Origin of the sequence: Leucobacter sp. 7(1) (genome assembly GCF_900163635.1) — a bacterium.
Lineage (GTDB): Bacteria > Actinomycetota > Actinomycetes > Actinomycetales > Microbacteriaceae > Leucobacter.
The window spans coordinates 38,849-59,634 of the sequence record NZ_FUID01000023.1; the positions used below are offsets into that span (position 1 = coordinate 38,849).

General features: G+C 64.5%; 18 protein-coding genes. 8 read left to right on the forward strand and 10 right to left on the reverse strand.

What is annotated here, in order from left to right; genetic code table 11:
* Positions 1-11: 11 nt before the first annotated feature.
* Positions 12-1,346 (reverse strand): diaminopimelate decarboxylase, encoded by a 1,335-nt coding sequence (gene lysA / locus FM113_RS05120; RefSeq protein ID WP_087012172.1) that lies wholly within the window; start codon positions 1,344-1,346, stop codon positions 12-14.
* A gap of 86 nt (positions 1,347-1,432) precedes the next feature.
* Here lysA and FM113_RS05125 point away from each other — a divergent pair, with 86 nt between their 5' ends.
* On the forward strand, positions 1,433-3,121 hold the full coding sequence (locus FM113_RS05125; RefSeq protein ID WP_087012174.1) for a CdaR family transcriptional regulator: 1,689 nt from the start codon (positions 1,433-1,435) through the stop codon (positions 3,119-3,121).
* Positions 3,122-3,149: 28 nt separating this feature from the next.
* On the forward strand, positions 3,150-3,962 hold the full coding sequence (locus tag FM113_RS05130) for a Sir2 family NAD-dependent protein deacetylase (RefSeq protein WP_087012176.1): 813 nt from the start codon (positions 3,150-3,152) through the stop codon (positions 3,960-3,962).
* A 12-nt stretch (positions 3,963-3,974) separates the two neighbouring features.
* On the opposite strand, the gene FM113_RS05135 is transcribed toward FM113_RS05130, so the two are convergent.
* Positions 3,975-5,012: a YeiH family protein gene (locus tag FM113_RS05135; protein ID WP_087012178.1), complete on the reverse strand. Its 1,038-nt coding sequence runs from the start codon at positions 5,010-5,012 to the stop codon at positions 3,975-3,977.
* Between the two features lie 82 nt (positions 5,013-5,094).
* Here FM113_RS05135 and FM113_RS05140 point away from each other — a divergent pair, with 82 nt between their 5' ends.
* Positions 5,095-6,018 carry a LysR family transcriptional regulator gene (locus tag FM113_RS05140; protein ID WP_087012180.1) on the forward strand — a complete coding sequence of 308 codons (924 nt, stop codon included), beginning with the start codon at positions 5,095-5,097 and terminating at the stop codon, positions 6,016-6,018.
* A 160-nt stretch (positions 6,019-6,178) separates the two neighbouring features.
* On the opposite strand, the gene FM113_RS05145 is transcribed toward FM113_RS05140, so the two are convergent.
* Positions 6,179-7,555, reverse strand: a complete 1,377-nt coding sequence (locus tag FM113_RS05145; RefSeq protein ID WP_087012182.1) for an NAD(P)/FAD-dependent oxidoreductase — start codon at positions 7,553-7,555, stop codon at positions 6,179-6,181.
* Between the two features lie 198 nt (positions 7,556-7,753).
* On the opposite strand from FM113_RS05145, the gene FM113_RS05150 reads away from it, so the two are divergent.
* Complete coding sequence (locus tag FM113_RS05150; protein WP_217895959.1) at positions 7,754-8,425, forward strand: TetR/AcrR family transcriptional regulator; 672 nt, start codon at positions 7,754-7,756, stop codon at positions 8,423-8,425.
* 78 nt (positions 8,426-8,503) lie between these two features.
* Here the strand turns inward: FM113_RS05150 and FM113_RS05155 are convergent, their stop codons facing one another.
* Genes FM113_RS05155 through FM113_RS05165 form a run of 3 tightly spaced genes read right to left on the reverse strand, consistent with a single transcriptional unit; the run spans position 8,504 to position 11,216 of the window.
* Positions 8,504-9,307: an amino acid ABC transporter ATP-binding protein gene (locus tag FM113_RS05155; RefSeq protein WP_087012184.1), complete on the reverse strand. Its 804-nt coding sequence runs from the start codon at positions 9,305-9,307 to the stop codon at positions 8,504-8,506.
* The gene (locus FM113_RS05160; RefSeq protein ID WP_087012186.1) at positions 9,304-10,284 is read right to left on the reverse strand and encodes an amino acid ABC transporter permease; all 981 of its coding nucleotides are present in this window, start codon (positions 10,282-10,284) and stop codon (positions 9,304-9,306) included. Before FM113_RS05160 ends, FM113_RS05155 begins: the two co-directional genes overlap by 4 nt.
* A 2-nt stretch (positions 10,285-10,286) precedes the next feature.
* On the reverse strand, positions 10,287-11,216 hold the full coding sequence (locus FM113_RS05165) for a transporter substrate-binding domain-containing protein (RefSeq protein ID WP_087012188.1): 930 nt from the start codon (positions 11,214-11,216) through the stop codon (positions 10,287-10,289).
* Positions 11,217-11,380: 164 nt separating this feature from the next.
* Here FM113_RS05165 and FM113_RS05170 point away from each other — a divergent pair, with 164 nt between their 5' ends.
* Positions 11,381-12,931, forward strand: a complete 1,551-nt coding sequence (locus tag FM113_RS05170; protein WP_254908880.1) for a CdaR family transcriptional regulator — start codon at positions 11,381-11,383, stop codon at positions 12,929-12,931.
* A gap of 249 nt (positions 12,932-13,180) precedes the next feature.
* On the opposite strand, the gene FM113_RS05175 is transcribed toward FM113_RS05170, so the two are convergent.
* The 3 genes from FM113_RS05175 to ubiE form a co-directional block, all read right to left on the reverse strand.
* Positions 13,181-14,554 (reverse strand): FAD-dependent oxidoreductase, encoded by a 1,374-nt coding sequence (locus FM113_RS05175; protein WP_087012193.1) that lies wholly within the window; start codon positions 14,552-14,554, stop codon positions 13,181-13,183.
* Positions 14,555-14,648: 94 nt separating this feature from the next.
* Positions 14,649-15,659 (reverse strand): polyprenyl synthetase family protein, encoded by a 1,011-nt coding sequence (locus FM113_RS05180; protein ID WP_087012269.1) that lies wholly within the window; start codon positions 15,657-15,659, stop codon positions 14,649-14,651.
* A gap of 41 nt (positions 15,660-15,700) precedes the next feature.
* Complete coding sequence (ubiE, locus tag FM113_RS05185) at positions 15,701-16,708, reverse strand: bifunctional demethylmenaquinone methyltransferase/2-methoxy-6-polyprenyl-1,4-benzoquinol methylase UbiE (protein ID WP_254908881.1); 1,008 nt, start codon at positions 16,706-16,708, stop codon at positions 15,701-15,703.
* A 120-nt stretch (positions 16,709-16,828) separates the two neighbouring features.
* Here ubiE and FM113_RS05190 point away from each other — a divergent pair, with 120 nt between their 5' ends.
* Positions 16,829-18,142 carry an isochorismate synthase MenF gene (locus FM113_RS05190; RefSeq protein WP_087012195.1) on the forward strand — a complete coding sequence of 438 codons (1,314 nt, stop codon included), beginning with the start codon at positions 16,829-16,831 and terminating at the stop codon, positions 18,140-18,142.
* A 149-nt stretch (positions 18,143-18,291) separates the two neighbouring features.
* Positions 18,292-18,930 (forward strand): Abi family protein, encoded by a 639-nt coding sequence (locus tag FM113_RS05195; protein ID WP_176387085.1) that lies wholly within the window; start codon positions 18,292-18,294, stop codon positions 18,928-18,930.
* 51 nt (positions 18,931-18,981) lie between these two features.
* Here FM113_RS05195 and FM113_RS05200 read toward each other — a convergent pair whose 3' ends face one another.
* Positions 18,982-19,854: a PPK2 family polyphosphate kinase gene (locus FM113_RS05200; RefSeq protein ID WP_087012199.1), complete on the reverse strand. Its 873-nt coding sequence runs from the start codon at positions 19,852-19,854 to the stop codon at positions 18,982-18,984.
* 102 nt (positions 19,855-19,956) lie between these two features.
* Between FM113_RS05200 and FM113_RS05205 the strand changes: the two genes are divergently transcribed.
* On the forward strand, positions 19,957-20,712 hold the full coding sequence (locus FM113_RS05205; RefSeq protein WP_087012201.1) for an SGNH/GDSL hydrolase family protein: 756 nt from the start codon (positions 19,957-19,959) through the stop codon (positions 20,710-20,712).
* Positions 20,713-20,786: the final 74 nt, after the last annotated feature.

Here is a 20,786-nt window from a genome sequence, read left to right on the forward strand (position 1 = left end):
AATTCTACCCGTCAGCTCGCGTCAGCCTCGCGAGCGGCCTCGATAGCGGGAGCGTGCAGGCGGAGCAGATCTTCGTAGGTCTCACGGCGGGCCACCACACGGGCGTCACCGTCCGCGACGAACACGATCGCGGGACGCAGGGCACCGTTGTAGTTGTTCGCGAGCGTGTACGAGTACGCACCGGTGGTAGCAAGCACCACGAGGTCCCCCACGCGAGCCGCTGGCAACTCCGCACCGTCAACGAGGAGATCGCCGGATTCGCACTGCCGGCCCACGAGCTGCACGTTTTCCTCCCACGGCTCCGTGACGCGGTTCGCGAGCACAGCTTCAAAGCGCTGGTCCGTGAGCGCCACGTCGAGCATGTCCGCCATGCCGCCGTTCACTGCGACGAAGGTGTCGCCTGTGTGCTTCACGGAGAGCACGTCGTACAGGGTGACACCCGCACGAGCCACGATCGAGCGGCCCGGCTCGATCATGATCCGGGCACCCTCAGGCAGGTGCTCGCGCGCAGCCGCAACGATCGCATCCAGGTACGCATCCACCGAGGGAGCATCGTCAGCATAGGTGTACTTCACGCCGAGGCCACCTCCGACGTCGTAGGTGCGGAAGGTGCCCGCGGTTGAAATTTTCTCCACGGCCTGAGCAAACTGGGCGGTGTTGAGGATCTGTGAACCGATGTGGAGGTGCACGCCCTCGAAGTCCATCAGCGGGTGCGCGTTCATGCGCTCGATCGCCCGCAGCGCCTGGTCCATCGGGAGACCGAACTTCGACTTGTCGCCGCCGGTCGCCTGGGAAGCATGGGTTTCAGCTTCAACTCCGGGAATGACCCGTAGGAGCAGCGCCTGCGGCTTCGTGAGGAGTCGCTCCAAGCGGTCCAACTCATCCTCGTTGTCAACGATGATCGCACCGATGCCAGCCTCCAGCGCCATCTGCAACTCGGCGTCCGACTTCGCATTGCCGTGGAAGTGGAGTTTCGCCGGGTTCACTCCTGCGGCGAGCGCAAGCTGGAGTTCCCCACCGCCCGCGATATCAACGGAAAGGCCTTCCTCGTGGGCAAGTCGATACATGCCCACGATGGGGAGCGACTTCGAGGCGAACAGCACCTCGGAGTTCGGCCAGCGCTCCGCGAGGCCATCAACGAAGCGCCGGATCTGGCGGCGAAGACCTGCCTCATCGAAGATGTGCAGTGGTGTGCCGTATCGGGCGGCGAGCTCCGTGACGGAAACACCACCGATTGTCAACACACCCTGTGCGTCGACTCCGGATTCTTCCGGGAGCACGTCCCACAGCTCGCCCAGTCGGGTTCCCTCGGGTGCGGGCTGCGTTGCGGGGGTGTTCTGGGCCATAGTGCTCTCCTCGATCGTGATGCGTCGCTTCCAGCCTAGGGAACAACCGGCCGTTCTACATTGGAGTTTTCCTATATATTGGACGCATGGAGTCCAAGAATTCTCCAATCTCATCGGGGCTTGCGCCGGTGTCTGACGCGGTCACCCTCGGCGATGTCCTCGCGGCGGTCGGGCACGATACCGTCACCCCGCTCGGGGCCTTCGATCCGGCGCAGCACATCTCAGGATCCGAGTTCTACGACGCTGTTGACGGCTTCCCCGCGGAACCCGGCATGATGCTCCTCGCGCCCTCCGCCGGGCAGCTCTCGGTTGCGGAGCTCGGGGAGCTCACTGCTGCTGCGGGGTACCACGGGGCGAGCGCCCTGGCCCTCAAATGCTCGGACACGGAGGTTCCCTCCCTGGCTGCCCTCGCTGCGGTGAGCGGTGTCCCGATCCTTCGCGTGGCGGATCGGGTGAGCTGGCGGATCTTTGACGCGGCAGTAACTCAGGCATTCGGCGGGCTGGACCAACACGGGGGCGCTCATCGCGACCACCGATCTGAACCGCTCTTTGCACTCGCCAACGAGCTCGCGGCGGCCTTTGGCGGATCCGTTGCCATCGAAGACCTCAGTCGTCGGATCATCGCCTACTCCGCCATCCCGGGGCAGCTCATTGACGGGCTCCGCACGCAGGGAATCCTCACTCGCCGCGTCCCCGACTCCCCGCTCAATGACGACCAGTACCGCACCGTGCTCCGCACCGACGGACCAGTCGTGTACCCGCAGCAGGATGATGATGCGCCACGCGTTGCGATGGGGATCACGGCGGGCACGCTCCCCCTGGGCACGATCTGGATCATCACCGCACAACCGGACTCCACGCTCACTCCCGAGCAGGATGCTCGTGTGCGGGCCGCGGCCACCGTAGCAGCCGGGCACATGCTGGATGATCTGCGAACCCGTCAAGGGAGCCAGCTGCCTCGTGAAGAACGGTTGCGCACGATCCTCGCGGGGACAAACGTCACCGGTTCCGAGTTTGCCGAGCTCGGGCTCCCCGAGGACCGGGGGGCCACCGTACTTGCGTTCGCCGTTGAAGGGGACCGTGGGCCGCTCGCGCTCGCGCAGCTCCGCTCAGCCGTCGCCCGCCACCTGGCGCTTCGGCACCCCGAAACGGTGACCGCGATTCGCGACCGCACCACCTACGCCGTCCTCGCCCGCGACGAGCGGGAGAATCCCTCGTCGCTCATCGTGCCGCTGCTCCCTCTCCTTGACAGGCTGATCGGGCCGGGCACCCGGGTCGCGATCCCCGGCACCGCACACCGTCCGGGCGACGTCGCCGAACTGCGCCAGCTCGCCGAACGGCTCCTCGCGACCGCCGCGCGCGCCGGCGCTGAGCTGACCGAACGCATCGTGACACTCCCGGCGCTGCGCTCCCGGCTGCTGCTGGAACGCGTCGCGAGCGTACTCGATGACGCACCAGAACTCGCCGCCCCCGAGATCCCTCGTCTGTGCGCCGACGAGCCCAGCTACGCTGCCACGGTACTCGCCTGGTGCGAGCACTCCGGCAATGTCGCCCGCACTGCGCGGGAACTCGGCGTACACGAGAACACAGTTCGCCACAGGATCCGTCAGGCCGAAGACGCATTCGCCGTGCCACTACACTCCAGCGACGATCGGCTCACGACGTGGCTGCAGCTCCGGATCGAGTTCGCTGACGGCGTGCCGCACCACAGGAATGCTACGGCCCGCACAGCGTTGTCTCCAGAGGTGCGGCACACAGGAGACCACAACGCGTAGGCTGCACACCAGAACGAAGGGGGACCGGATGAACCAGGTCGCAGAGCTCGCCGCACTATTCAGGGAGGGGCCCGTGGCGGTCCTCACCGGTGCCGGCATCAGCACAGATTCCGGCATCCCGGACTATCGCGGGGCCGGGACGCCGCCGCGCACCCCCATGAGCATCGCGCAGTTCACCGAGGATCCCGCATACCGGCAGCGGTTCTGGGCCGGCGCGCGCGTGGGAGCGGACCCGCTCCACACAATCTCCCCTAATCCGGGGCACCTGGCCCTCGCGCGCCTCGAAGCCGCAGGCCATGTGGACGGCGTGATCACCCAGAACGTCGACGGACTGCACCGCAAAGCGGGATCCCGCACCGTCGTTGAGCTGCACGGCAGTGGCTCCGCGATCCGCTGTGTCGACTGCGCGGCCAGGTGGACGCGCGCCGAAGTGCTGCACTGGTTCGACGTCGCCAACCCCGGCTACGCCGAGGCGCAGGCCGGGGCACCTCTGAATCCCGACGGAGATGCGGAGGTGGGCGATCTCGCGGGTGTTCGTGTGCCGCGGTGCCCCGCCTGCGGGGGCATGCTGCGCCCCGACGTCGTCTATTTCGGCGAAGTGGTGCCGAGCCCCGTTTTCGCGCAGGCCGAAAAACTCGTGAATGAGGCGAGCGCACTCCTGTTCGCGGGGACCTCGCTCGCCGTGAACACCGGTGTGCGCCTGCTGCACCGCGCTGAGCGGCGCGGGATCCCGGTCGCCGTGATCAACCGCGGCCCTACGGCCGCCGATTCCCGGGCAGCCGTGCGCATCGAGGGCGGCACCAGCGAGTACCTCAGCGAACTCGCCGAGCTGCTGGACTAGCCACTCACGTTCCTACAACGCACCGGTGAGCGCCATGACGCCCAGCGTGGTGGCGGCGACGAGGGTGGAGAGAATGCCGCCCAGGATCAACGGGCGTAGGCCGGCGGAGTGGATCGCACGCAGATCCGTTGACATTCCGATCCCAGCAAGCGCGGTCGCTACGAGGAACACGCTGATCTGCGTCAGGATGTCTGCAGAAGCCGGGGCAACCGCCCCCAGACTGGTAAGCGTTGCAACAACGAGGAATCCGATCAAGAACCAGGGCACAAGCTTCAGGACACGGGCGGGGGTCATGCGTTCGGCGGTGCCAGATCGACGCCCCTCCATGACCGCGAGACCGACACTGATCGGGATGATCATGAGCGTCCGGACGAGTTTCACAACGACCGCGAAACCGAGTGCTGAGGCGCTGAACACGCTCGCGGCAGCGACCACCGAACTCGTGTCGTTTACCGCGGTGCCCGCGAACAGTCCGAACGCGTGAGGATTCATCCCGAGCGCGTGCCCCAGTGCTGGGAACAGGAGCACCGCGAGAATGTTGAAGAGGAACACAGTCGAAATGGCGTAGGCGATATCCGCGCTTTTCGCCCGGATGACGGGTGAGATTGCGGCGATCGCCGAGGCTCCGCAGATCCCGGTTCCCACGCCGACAAGTACGCGCAGGTCACGGTCAACGCCGAGGGCCCGGCCGATGATCCATGCACCCAATAGGCACACAGTCAGTGACGAGAGCATGACGGGCAGCGACTCAAGCCCGACGCTGACGATACTCGCGAGCGAAAGCTGCGCGCCGAGCAGCACCACCGCACACTGCAGCACGAACTTACTCGCATAGCTGATTCCCGGAGCCAGCCCCGCGCTCGGCCTCCGCAGCAGGGAGACAAGCACGCCCATCACGACAGCCGGGATCGCCGAACCCACAAGCGGAACGAACCCGCCGATCACGGTTGCGACGGCGGCAATCGCCGCGCAGAGCAGCGTGCCCGGGAGCACCTCGATACCGCGGGCGGCAAGGCGATGGGGCAGGGTGGGCAGGGGTGCGACCTTCATGCTTCCAGTGTGTCGCGTCCCGGCACACTCGCGGAACGGGTACCTCGTGAGGGGATCCAATCTAGGGTTGTATCCTGTGTGCATGCGTTCCCCGGACCTCTCTGACCTCCGCTGCTTCGAGGCGGCGCTGCGACTCGGCAGTCTGTCCGCTGCAGCACGAGAACTCGGCGTCACCCAGCAGGCGGTTTCCGCCAGACTGCGCGGCCTGGAGCGCCTCACGGGCGGCCCGCTTGTACACCGCTCCCCCGCTGGGGTAACCGCTACGCCGGACGGCGACGCGGTCCTCGCCTGGGCACGAGAAGTCCTCGACGCGGCGGCACGCCTCGACGAGGGAATCGCCAGCCTCGCGGGCGGCACCCGGCGAACCCTCCGCATCGGCGCGAGCCAAACCATCGCCGCGCACCGGTTGCCCAGCTGGCTCCTTGAGCTCCGGCGGGCGCAGCTGGATCGGGGCATGGACCCGAGTGACATCGCGTTGCGCACCGCGAACAGCACCGAGGTCGTGGCCGCGGTCCGGGCCGGCGAGCTGGACCTCGGCTTCATCGAGACGCCCGACGCCCCGCCGGGCCTCGGGAGCGCAGTGGTGGGGCAGGATCAGATGGTCGTCGCGATCGCCCCGGAGCACCCCTGGGCGAGCCTCACGTCCGTGCCGCTCGCGGAAATTGCAGCCACGCCACTTGTCACCCGCGAGGCGGGCAGCGGAACCCGCGCGGTCCTCGACACCACAATCGCCGCACACGTGGCGCACCCCGCACACCAGCCCGCACTTGTCCTCGCGACCGAGGCCGCCGTGCGCAGCGCCGTCGCGCAGGGGGTCGCCCCCGCGGTGCTCAGCGAACTCACTGTGCGCGACGACGTGCGGCTCGGGCGCATCGTGGCACGCCCCCTCGGCCCAGAGCCGCTTCTTCGCCCGTTCACTGCGGTGTGGCGCGGTGGGCCGGGCGATCTGAGCGGCACTCGGCGCGAACTCGTGGCCCTTGCTGCCCGCGGCCGGGCGGACTCCTGATCCAGCTACGCCGCAGGTCCCATATGCCCAGGATGCCCAGTTGGCCAGGCACCAGCGCCGTTCTCTTGCGTTCTCAAGCGCTTCTCGATCGAGCAAGTCGTCCGCCCAGAAACGGGTCTGGCTGAAGCGTCGTGAAGCACGGCCCCGCCGAGGAACGTGATCAGCTGCGACTCGGCCCGACCCCCGCAGCGCTCACGGCGAGTGCGGCCGCTCGTTCCCCCATACGAATGGCGCCGTCGATGTGGGTGTACCCCAGTCCCGCGATGTCAGAGCACGCGAAGTGGATGGGCCCCACCGAGGATCGCACCAACTCTGCGTAGCGCGTAATGGCTCCGATGCTGAAGCTCGTGCCGTACGCACCTCGGGTGTACTCCTCATTGATCCAATCACTCTCGTAATAAAACGCGGGCTCCAACGCTTCCGCCCCAAAATACGATGAGATGGATCCTAGGATCGCCTGTCGCCGTTCATTCTCGCCGAGCGCGTACATCGCGTCTGCCTGCCGGTCCGACACAAACCCGACGAGCGTGCCACCCGGATAATCAGGTGCCGTGTTGTCGTAGGTTTCGTGCACGATCTCAGACGGCCCATACGTAGTCCCCGACAACCCCTGCTTTCGCCAAAAGGGCGCGTCATAGAACGCGTGCACTTTGATGACGTTGCCCATGGAGAAATGTTGGAACATCTGCTGCTTCTTCGGGGGAAGCGGGGGCGTGAACTCGATTCGGGAGACCAGATGAGGGCCGAGCGCAACGATGACTTCGCGGGCTCGCACGCTCAACCCGTCGGCTTCGACGCGCACGCTGTCACCGTCAACGGCGACACTTCGCACATCCGTTTCAAGGTGAATCCGTTCAGCACCAATCTCTTGAGCCAGTCGTTCAGGCACGCGATGCATCCCGCCGAGCACACGTTCGTTCAACACTAGGTCCAGATCGGCGAGGTCTCGGAATCCTCCGGCACTCGCGGCCATCACGAGCGCCGCCAGAAGAGAGAAGTGCGCTGCGGGCTTAGTGAGCATGCCACCCGCAACGAAGGGCGAGACGAAATCGATCGCCTCAGCGTTCGGGGTCTGAGATTCCAGCCACCCACCGAATGACACGGCATCAAGTTCTTCCGCCCGGGGGTGGGACCACGGCTCGAGCGGATCAACCTCCTGCGAAAGCTCCTCCAGCGCATCAATCAGGCGCTCAATCTCACCGAGAGTCTCCTCAGCAAGTGGTGGCAGTTCCGTGGCATGGCGTACAAGCTGCCCCTGCCCGTTCACGTAGAGATCGTCTCCTTCTCGGTACCTCGGGTACTTTTCAAGGCCGAGTTCCTCGATCAGATTCAAGAGGCGCTCCTGATCCGGTGCGATCCACTGCCCACCGACCTCAATGAGGAACCCATTGCTGAGATCGGATTTCACCCGCCCGCCCACACGGTCCCGCGCTTCAAGTACCACTACTTCCCGATCAGCTTGCCGCAGACGATACGCGGCGCTCAGCCCGGCGACGCCTGATCCGATCACCACGACATCGGTGTCAATGTGTTTCATGGGGTTGCCTCCGTTGGCTCTGTAGATCGCGCAGATGCGCTGGGCAGAAGTCTGGCTCGCCCACGCCGAAACGCGCCCGGTTTTGCGTGTCTTGTTTATTTTCCGCGTTCTCTACCCAGATCCCTGATGGCAGATATAGCATCAGTCCATCAGGCGACACGTACCCCGCAGGGTCAATGTTCATTAAAGGAGAACTGCTTGTCCATCGAGCCTGCGCGTCGCGGCCGCGGCCGCCCGCGTTCCCCAGTCCTCACGATGCCCCGAATCACCTCCGCGGCCTCCAGGCTCGTGCGAAGCCAGGGGCTCTCTGCGCTGACGATGCGCGCGCTGGCGACCCGACTCGGGGTATCGGTCGGGGCGCTCTACAATCACGTCCCTTCTCGCAGCGCGGTCCTAGCGCTGCTCCAGGAAGAAATCAGCACGCAGCTCAGCCTGTCCGGGTTCGGTACCTCGTCACTTCGAGAGGCCCTGGCGCAGTGGGCGGGGAGCTACCTCCGATATCTGCGGGCCAATCCGGCAATGGTCGAGGTGATCGTTGCCGTCCCGGTCTCCCATACGGTGCGCACTTCCCACATGTACCAACGAATTGTCGCGGCGTTTCGGGAAGCTGGCTGGTATGACCGAAGCGTGATCCCCTCGCTCAGCGCAATCGAGACATTCATTTTTGGCGCTGCCCTTGATTCCTCTGGGCCCGACAACGTGTACGCCCCTGTTCCGAGCGGTGCAACCGCAGCGCTCAGCGACACCCACCGCGCGTTCTCCGAACTCCTCACCGAAACGGGTGCACGCGAACGTGATCTCGTCTTCCAGTTGGGCCTCGACGCGCTCCTCACCGGTCTACAGCATCGCTGGGGCGCGTACTCGGCGTAACTGCAGGCTTGCCCGCTCTGGGATGCATGTACGCATTCCAGAACGGGCAAGCTGGCCACACTCATCCTCAACGAACGGCTACTGCACGCTTTCCAGGAAGCTCCTTGTCCGCAGCCGCTGCGGATTGTCGAGCACCTCATGCGGTGGACCCGATTCCACGACAATCCCGCCGTCCATAAAGACGACCTGATCGGCAACGCCGCGAGCAAAACCAATCTCGTGTGTCACAACGATCATCGTCATACCCTCACGCGCGAGTTCTCGCATCACGTCTAGTACGTCACCCACCAGTTCCGGATCGAGCGCCGATGTCGGCTCGTCAAACAGCATGAGCTTCGGGTCCATCGCGAGCGCCCGGGCAATCGCAACTCTCTGTTGCTGCCCACCCGAGAGTTGCGCTGGATAGTGCTGAGCGAAATCCGCAAGCCCGACGCGATCGAGGAGCTCGACCGCACGTGCACGCGCTGCCGCACGCGGCTTTCCGCTCACCCCGATTGGTGCCTCCGAAATATTCTCCAGAGCCGTCAAATGCGGGAAGAGGTTGAACTTCTGAAACACCATCCCGATACTTTGCCGCTGTTTCGCAATTTGACGGGGAGTCATCTCATGCGACTTGTTCCCGGACTGTCGGTACCCGATGAGTTCGCCGTCCACGATGATCCGTCCACCGTCAATGGTCTCCAAATGATTGATGCACCGGAGAAGCGTGGATTTCCCAGACCCGGAAGGCCCCAGCAACACGGTGACCGATCCTTCGGGCGCCCCCAGCGAAATGTTTCGCAGCACTTCATGAGCCCCATAGCTCTTCCGGACGCTGCGGATCTGCACCAAAGGATCGCCACTCACCACGTTCACAACCTCGTGTGTCTCGCTCATGGTCATTCTCCGATCACCTGCACTGCGTTCGTTGGAGGCGCGGGATCAGGCCCCGGCCTCCGCCGAGCGATGGCTCCTTGGAGCCGTTGGAAGGGCGTGGGAGGCAAGTTGCGTGAGGTGCCTCGACCAAAGCGACGCTCCAGGTAGTACTGCGGGATCGACAACACGCTGGTCATGAAGAGGTACCAGAGACTCACCACGATGAGCATCTCTACCTGCTTGAGGTTGTACGCAGCGATCATTGACGACTGTGTGTAGATCTCGAGCACAGCGATCACCGACAGCAACGATGTGTTCTTCAGCATCGAGATCAATTCATTGCCCATCGGAGGAATGATCACTCGCATTGCCTGCGGGAGCAGGACCCGCCGGAAGGTGTAAAGGGGTGACATCCCTAGGGAGTACGCAGCTTCGCGTTGCCCTTCATCCACCGAGATCATTCCTGCACGAACAATCTCCGAGGAGTAGGCCGCCTGATTCAGCGTAAGCGCAAGTAGCCCCGCAATGAACGGAGTGATGAGTGTGTTGGTGTCAATGGACCAGAACACAACGTCAGTGAGCGGAATGCCCAAACGAATCCGATCGAACAAGAGGCCAAGATACCCCCACAGCACGATCTGGACCAGCAGGGGTGTCCCCCGGAACGCCCACACATAGAACCAGGCGACGCTGGAGAGCACCGGATTCGACGACAGCCGCATCGCGGCCACCAGAATGGCGAGCAGCGTCGATACCACCATGGAAATGACTGTGATCAGGATGGTGAGCAGGGCTCCCTCAACGATCCGAGGGTCGAAGACAAACTCGCCCACCACTCCGAAATCCAGGTTCGGGTTGGTCACCACAATAGTGACGAACCACACCAGGAGCAGGATCACCACTGCGGCACTGATCCATCGCCACGGGCGCCTGAGCGGAATGGCGTCGACATCGTCCTGCGTGGACATTGTTTGCGCGCCAGGGCTGGAGTGCCGGTCAACCATAGTCACGAGGTTGCCGTCCCTTGATTCACCTGTGCCTCTTCGACGCCGTAGTCCTGGATGTCGTATCGCGAGGTGAGCTTCTCGTAGCTGCCTTCTTCGATCAGGGACTCAAGCGCCGCACGTACCGCTTCAACCAGTTCCGTGCGGTCCTTCAGGATTCCAATTCCGCTGTACACCGGATCGAAGCCGCGTGGGTTCTCAGCGTCCTGAACGATATCAAACGTCGCGCCGTCGTCCGTCGTCTCTGCGATGTACCGTGCTGGAATGGCATCGGCAACGTACGCGCTGCTCTTGCCTGCACGCAAGGCCGTGACCGCGTCAAGATCGGCTGGCAACTCCATCACGTTCACACCACAGTCCATGGCGCGCAGCAGATCCCCCTGCACGGTCGCCTTCTGTACCGAGACGGTCTTTCCACACAGATCGCTCTGAGTATTGATGGAGTCCGGGTTCCCGGCTTTCACGACAATAGCGAAGCCCCCGTGCGTGTAGTTCACAAAGCTCAACGTCTTTTGCCGCTCAGGCGTATCGTTCATGCCCATCATGATCATGTCGTTCTTCCCTGCCTGCAACGACGCCACAGCGGTGTCGAACACGCCCTTGTTCAAGGAGATATCGAGGTCGAGCTTCTGGGCGATCAGGCGCCCCAACTCGGGATCAAACCCGATCTCTCGGTTGTTCTCACCGAACATCGACATGGGCGGGTACGGGATCTCCACGGTGACGTCGAGTTTGCCCTTCTCTGCGACATCGTCCGGGAGCAGAGCCACGAGTTTCGGATCCGCCGTGGTCGTAATCTCGTCTCCAGCGGGCAAGTTTCGCTCGTTTGATGGCGTGGTGGTTGAAGCTTCGGCTCCCCCATTGGAGCATCCGGCGAGCCCAAGTGTGATAGCAGCGAGGGCGGCGAGCATGATGAGAGGTGTTTTCTTCATGGAGATCCTTCGTCGTTGGAGGATAGGTGCAGAGGGTGAAGAACTCTGTGGGGGCCACGATACGCGCGCGAATGCTTCCCTGGTTTGGAGTTTCCGAATAAGTTTGGGGAATGGAGTATTCGGATTCTCTAGTTCGGGGCACTGATGGGGTTGAACTGAGTACGTTGCTCACAGAACTTGGTTCTCAGACGGCGCGGCTTCTCGGGACGATCGCAGCCACGGTCGTCGTCCGAGGAATTGAGTACTACGACGCTCTTGACGACCTCCCAGCTGCCCCAGGCCTCATTCTCCTTGCACCGTCCATCGCAGGAATCGAGGGAGCAGGGTTTGACGAGCTCACCATGCAAGCCTCACGGCTGGGATTTGCTGCGGTCGCGGTGAAGTGCAAGGAAGCGGACTCAGCCCGACTTGCAGGAATATCGTCCGCGAACCAGGTCCCGCTAATTCGCGTCGCAGATCACGTCAGTTGGCGACACTTTGAAGCGCTCCTGGCACGCGCCATTGGAGACAGGGAACACGGCGAGCAGGTCCAGGCTGAGCCGGGTTCTGAGCTGCTCTTCACCCTCACCAACCAGTTGGCAAGTTTCTTCGGTGGCTCGGTGGTAATCGAGGATCTGGAGCGGCGGGTGATTGCTTATTCCTCGGTGCCTGGGCAGCTCATTGACCGGCTCCGCACACAGGGAATTCTCGCGCGACGAGTGCCCGACTACCCGTTCAACGACGACGAATACCGCATGCTACTCCGTTCTGAATCAGCGCTCAAGTTTCCGCGCATCGGCGACGAAGAGCCTCGCGTTGCTTGCGCAATCCGGGCCGGCTCCCTTCCGCTCGGAAGCATCTGGGCGATCGACGCCTCAGGAGAATCCCCGATCACAGCTGAACAGGACGAACAAATACGAGCTGGCGCAGCAGTTGCCGCGGCGCAGATGATGGACGCACTTCGCATCCACAAGTCACGTCAGCGCCCCAGAGAAGACCGCCTCCGAACTCTCTTGGAGGGGACCGAGATCGACGGAGCTGAACTCGCTGAACTGGGGATTTCTGAAGAACGGGGTGGCGCGCTGTGTGCCTTTCAAGTCGGTAACAACGTCGAGCATTCAAGCACGGCCCAGCTGCGATCCGTCGTGCAGCGCCAACTCGCGCTGCATCGCCCAGAGGTCGTGACTGCAGAACGGTCAGGTCGCGTCTACGCACTTGTCGAACACGAAGCGACCAGCCCGATCGCAGATCTACTCCTCCCTATATTGCCCCTGGCAGACAGGCTCGTGGGGCCCGGCGTCCGAATCGCCGCTCCCGGACTCGCGCACCGCTCCGCTGAGGTTGCGCCACTCAAAGAATTGGCCGATCGACTTTTCGACGCCGTTACAGACTCATCAGAAGCGCGTTTCCTCACCGTGGAGGAGTTCCGGCCTCAACTTATCTTCGCGCGCACCTCCGAGTTCTTCGCTGGCGAGCCGGAACTCCGCGCTCCGGGCGTGGAGCGCTTGATCCAAGACGAGCCTCGCGTCGCAGAAGCAGTTAGTGCGTGGCTCAGTTGTTTCGGCAACATTGCACGAACCGCCCGCATGCTCGATGTCCACGAAAACACAGTCCGCTATCGCATACGGCGCGCAAACGAGCATTTTGGGCTCAGTTTCACGGATGTCGACGCGATGTTGGCACTCTGGCTCCAGATCCGAAGCACGCGTCCGCCGCAGAATCCACCTCAGGAATGAGAGGTCCGGGGCGTCAATCTGGTGCACGCCGCGCTCACGCTTAGGGCGGAGATTCACGATCCGGCAAGAGATTCTGGCGCGATTTCGGCCAGTGGCGCGTGAATCTCCTACGGTTTCCACGCGCGGCACCGAGGGGCTGAGCCGGAGAACGGCGGACTCCGGGAACCGAAAATGAGTGCCTGGCAGCCACAAGCAGTACGGCACCCCTCCAGCGGAGGGGTGCCGTACTGGCAGAAGCAAAGTCCGCAGCTACTCGGCGCGGGAGATACGCGTCATCTCGTCACGGGGCACGACCTTGACTCGGGTACGCCCCTCCTCGGCACCGAGCGCGAGCTCGTGTTCATCGAGGCGGTGCCAACCGTCGATCGTCGTGTAGGGCACATCGCGTTCGTGGAGCAGGGCCGGGATCGCCTCACTCTCGGCGACCTCAGGCTGCCACCAGCTTGCCTGATCCTCCATGAGGCACTCCAGCGTCTCCATCGCGTCGGACTTCGTGTGACCGATCAGGCCCACGGGACCCCGCTTGATCCAGCCTGTCGCGTAGATGCCAGGAATCTGGGCACCTTCGAGATCGAGCACGCGCCCCTGCGCGTTCGGGATGACGCCCTTGGCGTCGTCGAACGGAATCTCGTCGAGCGGCGACCCGAGGTAGCCAACGGCGCGGTAGAGCGCCTGCATCGGGATGACCTCGAACTCGCCGGTGTCGATCACGCCGCCCTCGCCGTCGGGTGCCGTGCGCTCGATCTTCAGTCCAGCCACCCGACCGTCCTCAACGACGACCTCGACGGGCTTCGACCAGAAGTGCATGTGCAGGCGGCGGGACGCGCGCTCGCCGCTCGCCTCACGCTCAACCTGCTCAGCTCGCCACTTGTCCATGATCCGAGTGATCACTGTGATCTGCTTGTTCTTCGCGAGCACCTCGTCGGCGTAGGCGTCCTCGCGATCAAAGTCGCGCTCATCGACGATCATGTCCACATCGCGGACCTCGCCAAGCTCGCGCAGCTCAAGCGGCGTGAACTTCACGTATTTCGGGCCGCGGCGGCCAAACAGGTGCAGCTCCTGAATCGGGTTATTCTTGAGGCCCTCGTAGACGTTCTGCGGGATCTCGGTGGGCAGCAGGTCGTCGGCGTGCTTGATGAGCATGCGCGACACGTCGAGCGCGACGTTACCGTTCCCGATCACGCCAACGCTCTCAGCCTCGAGCGGCCAGGTGCGCGGCACGTCGGGGTGACCGTCGAACCAGCTGACGTAGTCCGCCGCACCGTAGGACGCTTCCGCGTCGATGCCGGGGATGTTCAGGTTTGCGTCACGGATCGCGCCCGTGGAGAAGATCACGGCGTTGTAATGGCGCTTCAGATCCTCCAGGGTGATGTCGCGGCCGTAGCGGACGTTGCCGAAGTAGCGAATCTGACCGCTGTCCAGCACATCACGGAGTGCAGTGATGATGCCCTTAATGCGCGGGTGATCCGGCGAGACACCGTAACGAACAAGCCCGTACGGTGCGGGGAGCTGCTCAAAGAGGTCAATCTCGACCTCGAAGTCGCGTTCGGCTTTCAACAGCAAATCAGCCGCGTAGATCCCCGCGGGACCAGCCCCGACAATTGCCAGTCGCATCTTGCTCATCGCACTCCTATGGTTCAGTCATGCCGCAGCCGGTATCATCCGCGCGGCCCGTCAAAATGCCGATCCCGCGCGTGCTGGTGCGGGATCAGCGAGCCTAGCCTTCGCGCGTGACGATGGATTCGGCCATGCGCTCAAGCGCGCGCTTCACCGAAGACTTCGGCAGCACATCGAGCGCGGTCACGGCCTCTGCGGCCCAGCGCCGAGCGGTTGCTTCAGTCTCCCGAGTGACCTCGTGGCCGCGCAACGCTTCAACGGCGTCGTCAAGGACGCCAGCATCGGCACCGCCCGCAATCGCGGCAACACCCGCCTCGATCTGCGCCAACAGCTCGGCATCTTCGCCGCCGGCCGCAGCGCGCTGCTGCAGCAACAGGAGCGGCAGGGTTGCCACGCCCGCACGGAGATCCGTGCCGGCGCGCTTGCCGGTCTGCTCCTTCTGCGGGGAGAGATCAATCACGTCGTCGATGAGCTGGAAGGCCACGCCGATCCGCTCGCCGTACTCGGTGACCGGGTCAGCGAACTCTGCCGGCCCGTCGCCGAACATCACGCCCATACGTGCGGCGGTCGCGATCAGCGCACCGGTCTTGTCCGCGAGGACCTGAATGTAGTGCGCGATCGGCTCGTCCTCGGGCTGCGGACCGACGGTCTCGTGCAGTTGCCCAAGGCACAGCCGTTCAAAGGTCTGCGCCTGGAGCAGGATCGCTTCCTCGCCCATCCCCGACACCAGCGACGAGGCGCGGGCGAACAGCAGGTCCCCCGCGAGAATCGCGACCGAGTTGTTCCATACTGTCTGCGCAGCGGGGACGCCCCGGCGCAGCTTCGCATCGTCCATGACGTCGTCGTGGTACAGCGAGGCGAGGTGCGTCATTTCGATCGCCTGCGCAGCTCGCCGCACAAGTTCGTTTGGTCCGGCACCCAGTTCACTCGTGAGCAGTGTCAGCATGGGCCGGATCCGCTTGCCGCCAGCACTCATGAGGTAGCGCGCCGGTGCGTCCGCAACCGGGGACGCAAACCGCAGGTGTTCAAGCAGACCTGCTTCGATGAGCTCCAGTTGCTCCTGCAGCAGCTTGGCGTGCTTGCGATCCTGCGCGCCGCGGAACAACCGCATCGGGAGTGCCTGGGTGGCGGTGTCTTCCGCGAGAGGGCGGATCACGGGGTACCTCCGGTGGCGTCGGACGAGCCGGTCTCGGTCGTCGAGGGCTGGGGCGAGGCAGCGGGTTTTTTCGCGGCCGGTTTCTTCGCAGCAGGTTTCTTCGCAGCCGGTTTCTTCGCAGCAGCGGGCTTCGACTCAGCGGGCTTCTTCGCAGCCGCGGGCTTCGACTCGGCGGCAGACTTCTTCGCCGCAGCGGGCTTTGCCGTTTCGGACTTCGCCGCCGCTTTCTTCGCCGCGGGCTTCTTCGCGGAGCCCGGGGCCTGCTTCGCGGCGGCCTGCTTCGCGGCGGGGGCCTCGCGCGGCACAAAGCCACGGTGCAGGGCCACGATCCCAAATGTCAGGTTCCGGTACGCGACACGCTCAAAGCCAGCCTCGCGCAGCCATCCGGCGAGCTCCTCTTGCGTGGGCCATGCCTCGATCGACTCGTTGAGGTAGCGGTACGCTTCGGCAGCTTCCCTGTTGATCGCACCGGCGATCCTGGGCAGCACGTTGCGGCCGTACCACGCGTAGGGGCCGCGCACGATCGCTGCGGGCGGGGTTGAAAACTCGGCGATCACGATCCGGCCGCCGGGCTTCACGACGCGGTGCATCTCGGCGAGCGCCGCACGCGGGTCACTGATGTTGCGCAGGCCGTAGGAGATCGTCGCAGCGTCAAAGCTGTTGTCCTCGAACGGAAGCGCCATCGCGTCCGCGTGCACGAACTCGATGAGCTCATTCCCTGCGTGCCGCTTTCGGCCTTCCGCAAGCATTCCCTCCGAGAAGTCCGCGGCAACAACATGGGCGCCGTGCGCGGCGAGCGCGGCAGACGACGTCCCGGTCCCCGCAGCCAGGTCGAGAATGCGCATGCCCTTGCGGGGGGCCACGGCTTTGGTGGTGGCCACACGCCACAGCCGATCGTTGCCTACAGTCAACACATCGTTGATGAGGTCGTACCGGGGGGATACCTCATCGAACATGCTGGAAACGTCGGCGGCGTGCTTGGTCGCGGTGTCGGGTCGGATCACCCCCCTATGGTAGCCCGTCTCCCCTGTGCGCTGAGCGGATATAGCGTGCGGCTTGCCCGGATTCTCCCCGGGCACTCAGGCGGACAGGCCCAGGTCAGCACGGAGGAGTAGATTGGTGGGGTGACGAGTGAATCCGCCGTACCCCGCTTACGTGCGGTCACGCGACCCCTCTCCGGTGCACCGGATCTGCTGTCTCTGGCGGATCCCGCGTCACCGCTCATCTGGCTGCGCGGAGACCGTGGATGTGTCGGGATTGGCGAAGCGCTCCGTGTGACCTTCCGCGGACCGCAGCGTTTTCGCGATGCCGCAGCCACTTGGCGCAGGATCGCCGAGCTTGCCACAATCGATGATCCTGTGGCGTTGCCCGGGTCTGGCCTGGTTGCACTCGGGACATTCGCGTTCGATGACGCGAGCGCCGCGGAAAGCGTGTTGATCGTTCCACAGCTCCTGGTGGCGCGCCATCGCGACCGGTGGTGGATCACCCGGGTCACCAGGCAGGCCGACGAAGACGCAGAAATCGCGAATCAGGATCCCGCCCTCCCCCTCCCCACTCCCAGTGGGGTGTGGTCCGGCGTGACCTTCGCGCCGCGCACAAACCTCGCGGATACGGAACCAGACCCCGTCGATGCCTACCTCGCGGGCGTCAGCGAGTCGGTGCGCCGGATCGCGCGCGGCGAAGTCGAGAAGATCGTGCTAGCACGGCAGATCCAGGGCCACCTCCCTGCCGGATCCGACCTCCGTGTTCCGCTCGCCCGACTTGCCGAGCGCTACCTGGATTGCTGGACGTTCGCGGTCGACGGCATTGTCGGCGCGAGTCCTGAAACGTTGATCCGGTCCACAGCGGGTGCGGTGTCGGCGCGGGTCCTCGCGGGTACGCGCGCACGGCACGCGGAATCCCCGGAACGCGATGCACAGGCGCGAGACGAGCTTCTGACGAGCGATAAAGAACAGCACGAGCACGTGTTTGCGGTGCAGAGCGTGGTCACCGCCCTGGCCCCCCACGTCAGCGAGATGCGGACCAGCGAAGAGCCGTTCCCGCTCCAACTGCCAAACGTGTGGCACCTCGCTACCGACCTTGGAGCGTCCCTGCGAGAGCGTAGTTCCGCGATCGAGCTTGTCGGCGCACTGCACCCGACCGCTGCAATCGCCGGCACCCCGACCGCCGACGCGGTCGCCGCAATCGCCGAGCTCGAACCCTTCGATCGCGGCCGCTACTCGGGTGCCGTCGGTTGGATCGACGCCGCCGGAGACGGCGAGTGGGTCATTGCGCTGCGCTGCGCGCAAGTCGATCCCGCAGCCGAAGCTGATCCCGCAAGACCGCGCCGTGTCACCGCGAGTGCGGGTGGCGGGATCGTCGCGGGCTCCGACCCGGGGCACGAATTTGGCGAGACCGTGTCGAAGTTCCGACCTATCACCGAGGCCTTCGCAGAGTAGCCTGCGTGCGCCATCGAGCGATCCCTGCGCAGCAGTCGCCTCGTCTCCCGGGAATGACTGTAGCCCCGGCGATGTGCTCAATCTTTCAGAGCAGGGATCGTTCCGGGGCTTTCACTATGATTCTATCGGGGACCAAAGGAGGTGTCCAGATGTCATACATGCCAGAAGAACAACTACTGGAACAGTGGGTCAGCCCTGAACGCCTCACCCGCTATCGTGCAGCTCGCGAGGATACCGTCGAGCTCTACATCTGGAATGCGAAGGTCTCAGCGCACCTCCTAGAGTTGATTGCGCATGGGGAAGTGCTCCTCAGGAACGCGATCCACGCCAAACTCGCCCCGCACCATGCGGATGGCAAATGGTACCGGGACACCGCGCACTACCGCTTCGCGTCTCAGGCGGAAAGAGAGATCCAGACCGCAGTGGTGCGTGCCACGCGCGGCGGGAAGCCTGAGACCGCCGGCAAGGTCGTCGCTGAACTGACTTTCGGTTTCTGGCGCTATGCCCTCAGCGCACGGTACAAGACCACAGTGTGGCCCCGCGTCAAGACCGCGTTCCTGGGCGTACCCGCCCATCTTCGCACACGTGAAGACATCGAAAGGATCGTCGTTCGGCTCCATGACCTCCGCAACCGCGTCGCACATCACGAGCCAGTATTTCACCAGTCAATGCATCAACACTTTGCAGATATTGTGTCCCTCGCTACGTACATTGACGACCGCGCGGGCCGCATGATTGCGGATCAAATCGCCTCGCTCAACCTCGTCGCGAAACGACCGGCGATCTGAGCGTGCGGTGATCCTGCCAACAGGTGGGTGCTTCTGTGCCCGGCGGCCCCGCTAGTTGGGCCAGCGCAGCCCGGCCGTCTCAGCAAGCCGCACCTTCTCCGCCTCCACGTCAAAGTCAACCTCCGGCCATTTGGGCTGCAGCGCCTGGAGCTCCGAGATTACGATGCGCTGCACTGCTGCGCGGGCGTACCACTTGGCATTCGCGGGCACCACATACCAGGGGGCGTGCGGGGCGTCGGATCGGTCGATCGCGATCTGGAACGACTCCATATAGTCGGCCCAGAACACGCGCTCATCGACGTCTCCCGTGTTGTACTTCCAGTGCTTCTCCGGCTCGTCAAGGCGCGATCGCAGACGCTCCGCCTGCTCCTCGGGTGAGATGTGGAGCATGATCTTCACGATCCGCACCCCGGCTGTGGCAATCCGCTGTTCGAACTCGGTGATGGCCCCGTAGCGCCGCTCGATCTCTTCAGGAGGCGCGAAACCGCGCACCCGTTGGATCAGCACGTCCTCGTAGTGTGAGCGGTCAAACACCCCGATCACACCAGGGCCTGGGACGCGCGGTTCAACGCGCCAGAGGAAGTCATGGGCGCGCTCCTCCTCCGTCGGCGATTTGAAGGCGGTGAGGGCGAGGCCGTAGGGCTCGACCTGCGCAAACACGTGGTTCACGATGCCACCTTTTCCCGCTGCATCCATCGCTTGGAGCACAACAAGCAGGCGCTCAGGTGCACCGGTGCGGCTCTGCGCAAACAGCTTTTCCTGCAGGCCGCGCAGCTCCTGCGCGGAGCGGGCCAGTTCTGCTTGCCCACCCTTTTTGTCCGATGCCGTGCCCGGCGTCGAGTTCGGGTCCACCGCCCGCAGCTCGAAGCCGTCACGCACTCGGAGGAGCCCGGTCACATCATCGGTCCAGAACTGTTGCGCCATTGTCGTCTCCCGGGGTGCGAGCGGGCAGAATCCCCGCTGATCGTGGAATCCACTGTATGGCCTGCGCAGTGAAGACTGCCAGCAAACGAGTACGCTAAACGGGTGTACCCAGCTCACTCTCCGGTGCGCGGCGCGCGGGCCCTCGCGCTCTCCGCAACCGCCGCGATCGCCCGCAACGCGCGGCTTGACCGCCTGTACGCACGCGCGAACCGCCCGCTCATGGAGCTCGCAGAAATGCAGCCCGTGACCGCGGCGTGGTGGCGCGAGCGCCGCAAGGTGCAGGGAGACTTTTGGTACCTGGCGCTCGGCGATTCGACCGCGCAGGGCATCGGCGCGTCCACCCCCGGCCGCAGCTATGTAGGTCAGCTCGCAGACCGCATCGAAGCTGAACTGGGTGAACCGATCGCCGTCACGAATCTGGGCGTGTCTGGTGCCCCGACCCGCCTGTGCGTGCGGGATCAGCTGCCGCGAGCGGCGAAGCTCTTGGCACGGCGGGATCCGGCGCTCGTCACGCTCGCAATCGGCGCGAATGACATCGCTGAGTGGGACGCTCGCGCCTTCCACACCAACATCGCTACGATCTTCGACGCCCTCCCCGCCCACACGATCGTGGGGGAAGTCCCGTGCTTCCATCTGCCGTGGAACGACCGGAAGGTGCGCGAGGCGAACCGTATTCTCCACACGATCGCGGAGGACCGTGGCCTCACCGTCGTGCCCGTGTACGAGGCGACCCGGCGACGCGGGATCCGCGGCATCCTCACCGAGTTCGCGCCTGACGCGTTCCACCCCACCGACCGCGGCTACGAGGTCTGGGCGGACACGTTCTGGCCCGCCGTCCGGGCCCAGATCCGACGCTGACGCGGGGCAGCCGCGCTCCCGGGGACGCCCGCGCCCGTCGATGGGTGAGTTTCTGGGGCTTGGCGCCCGGGAAG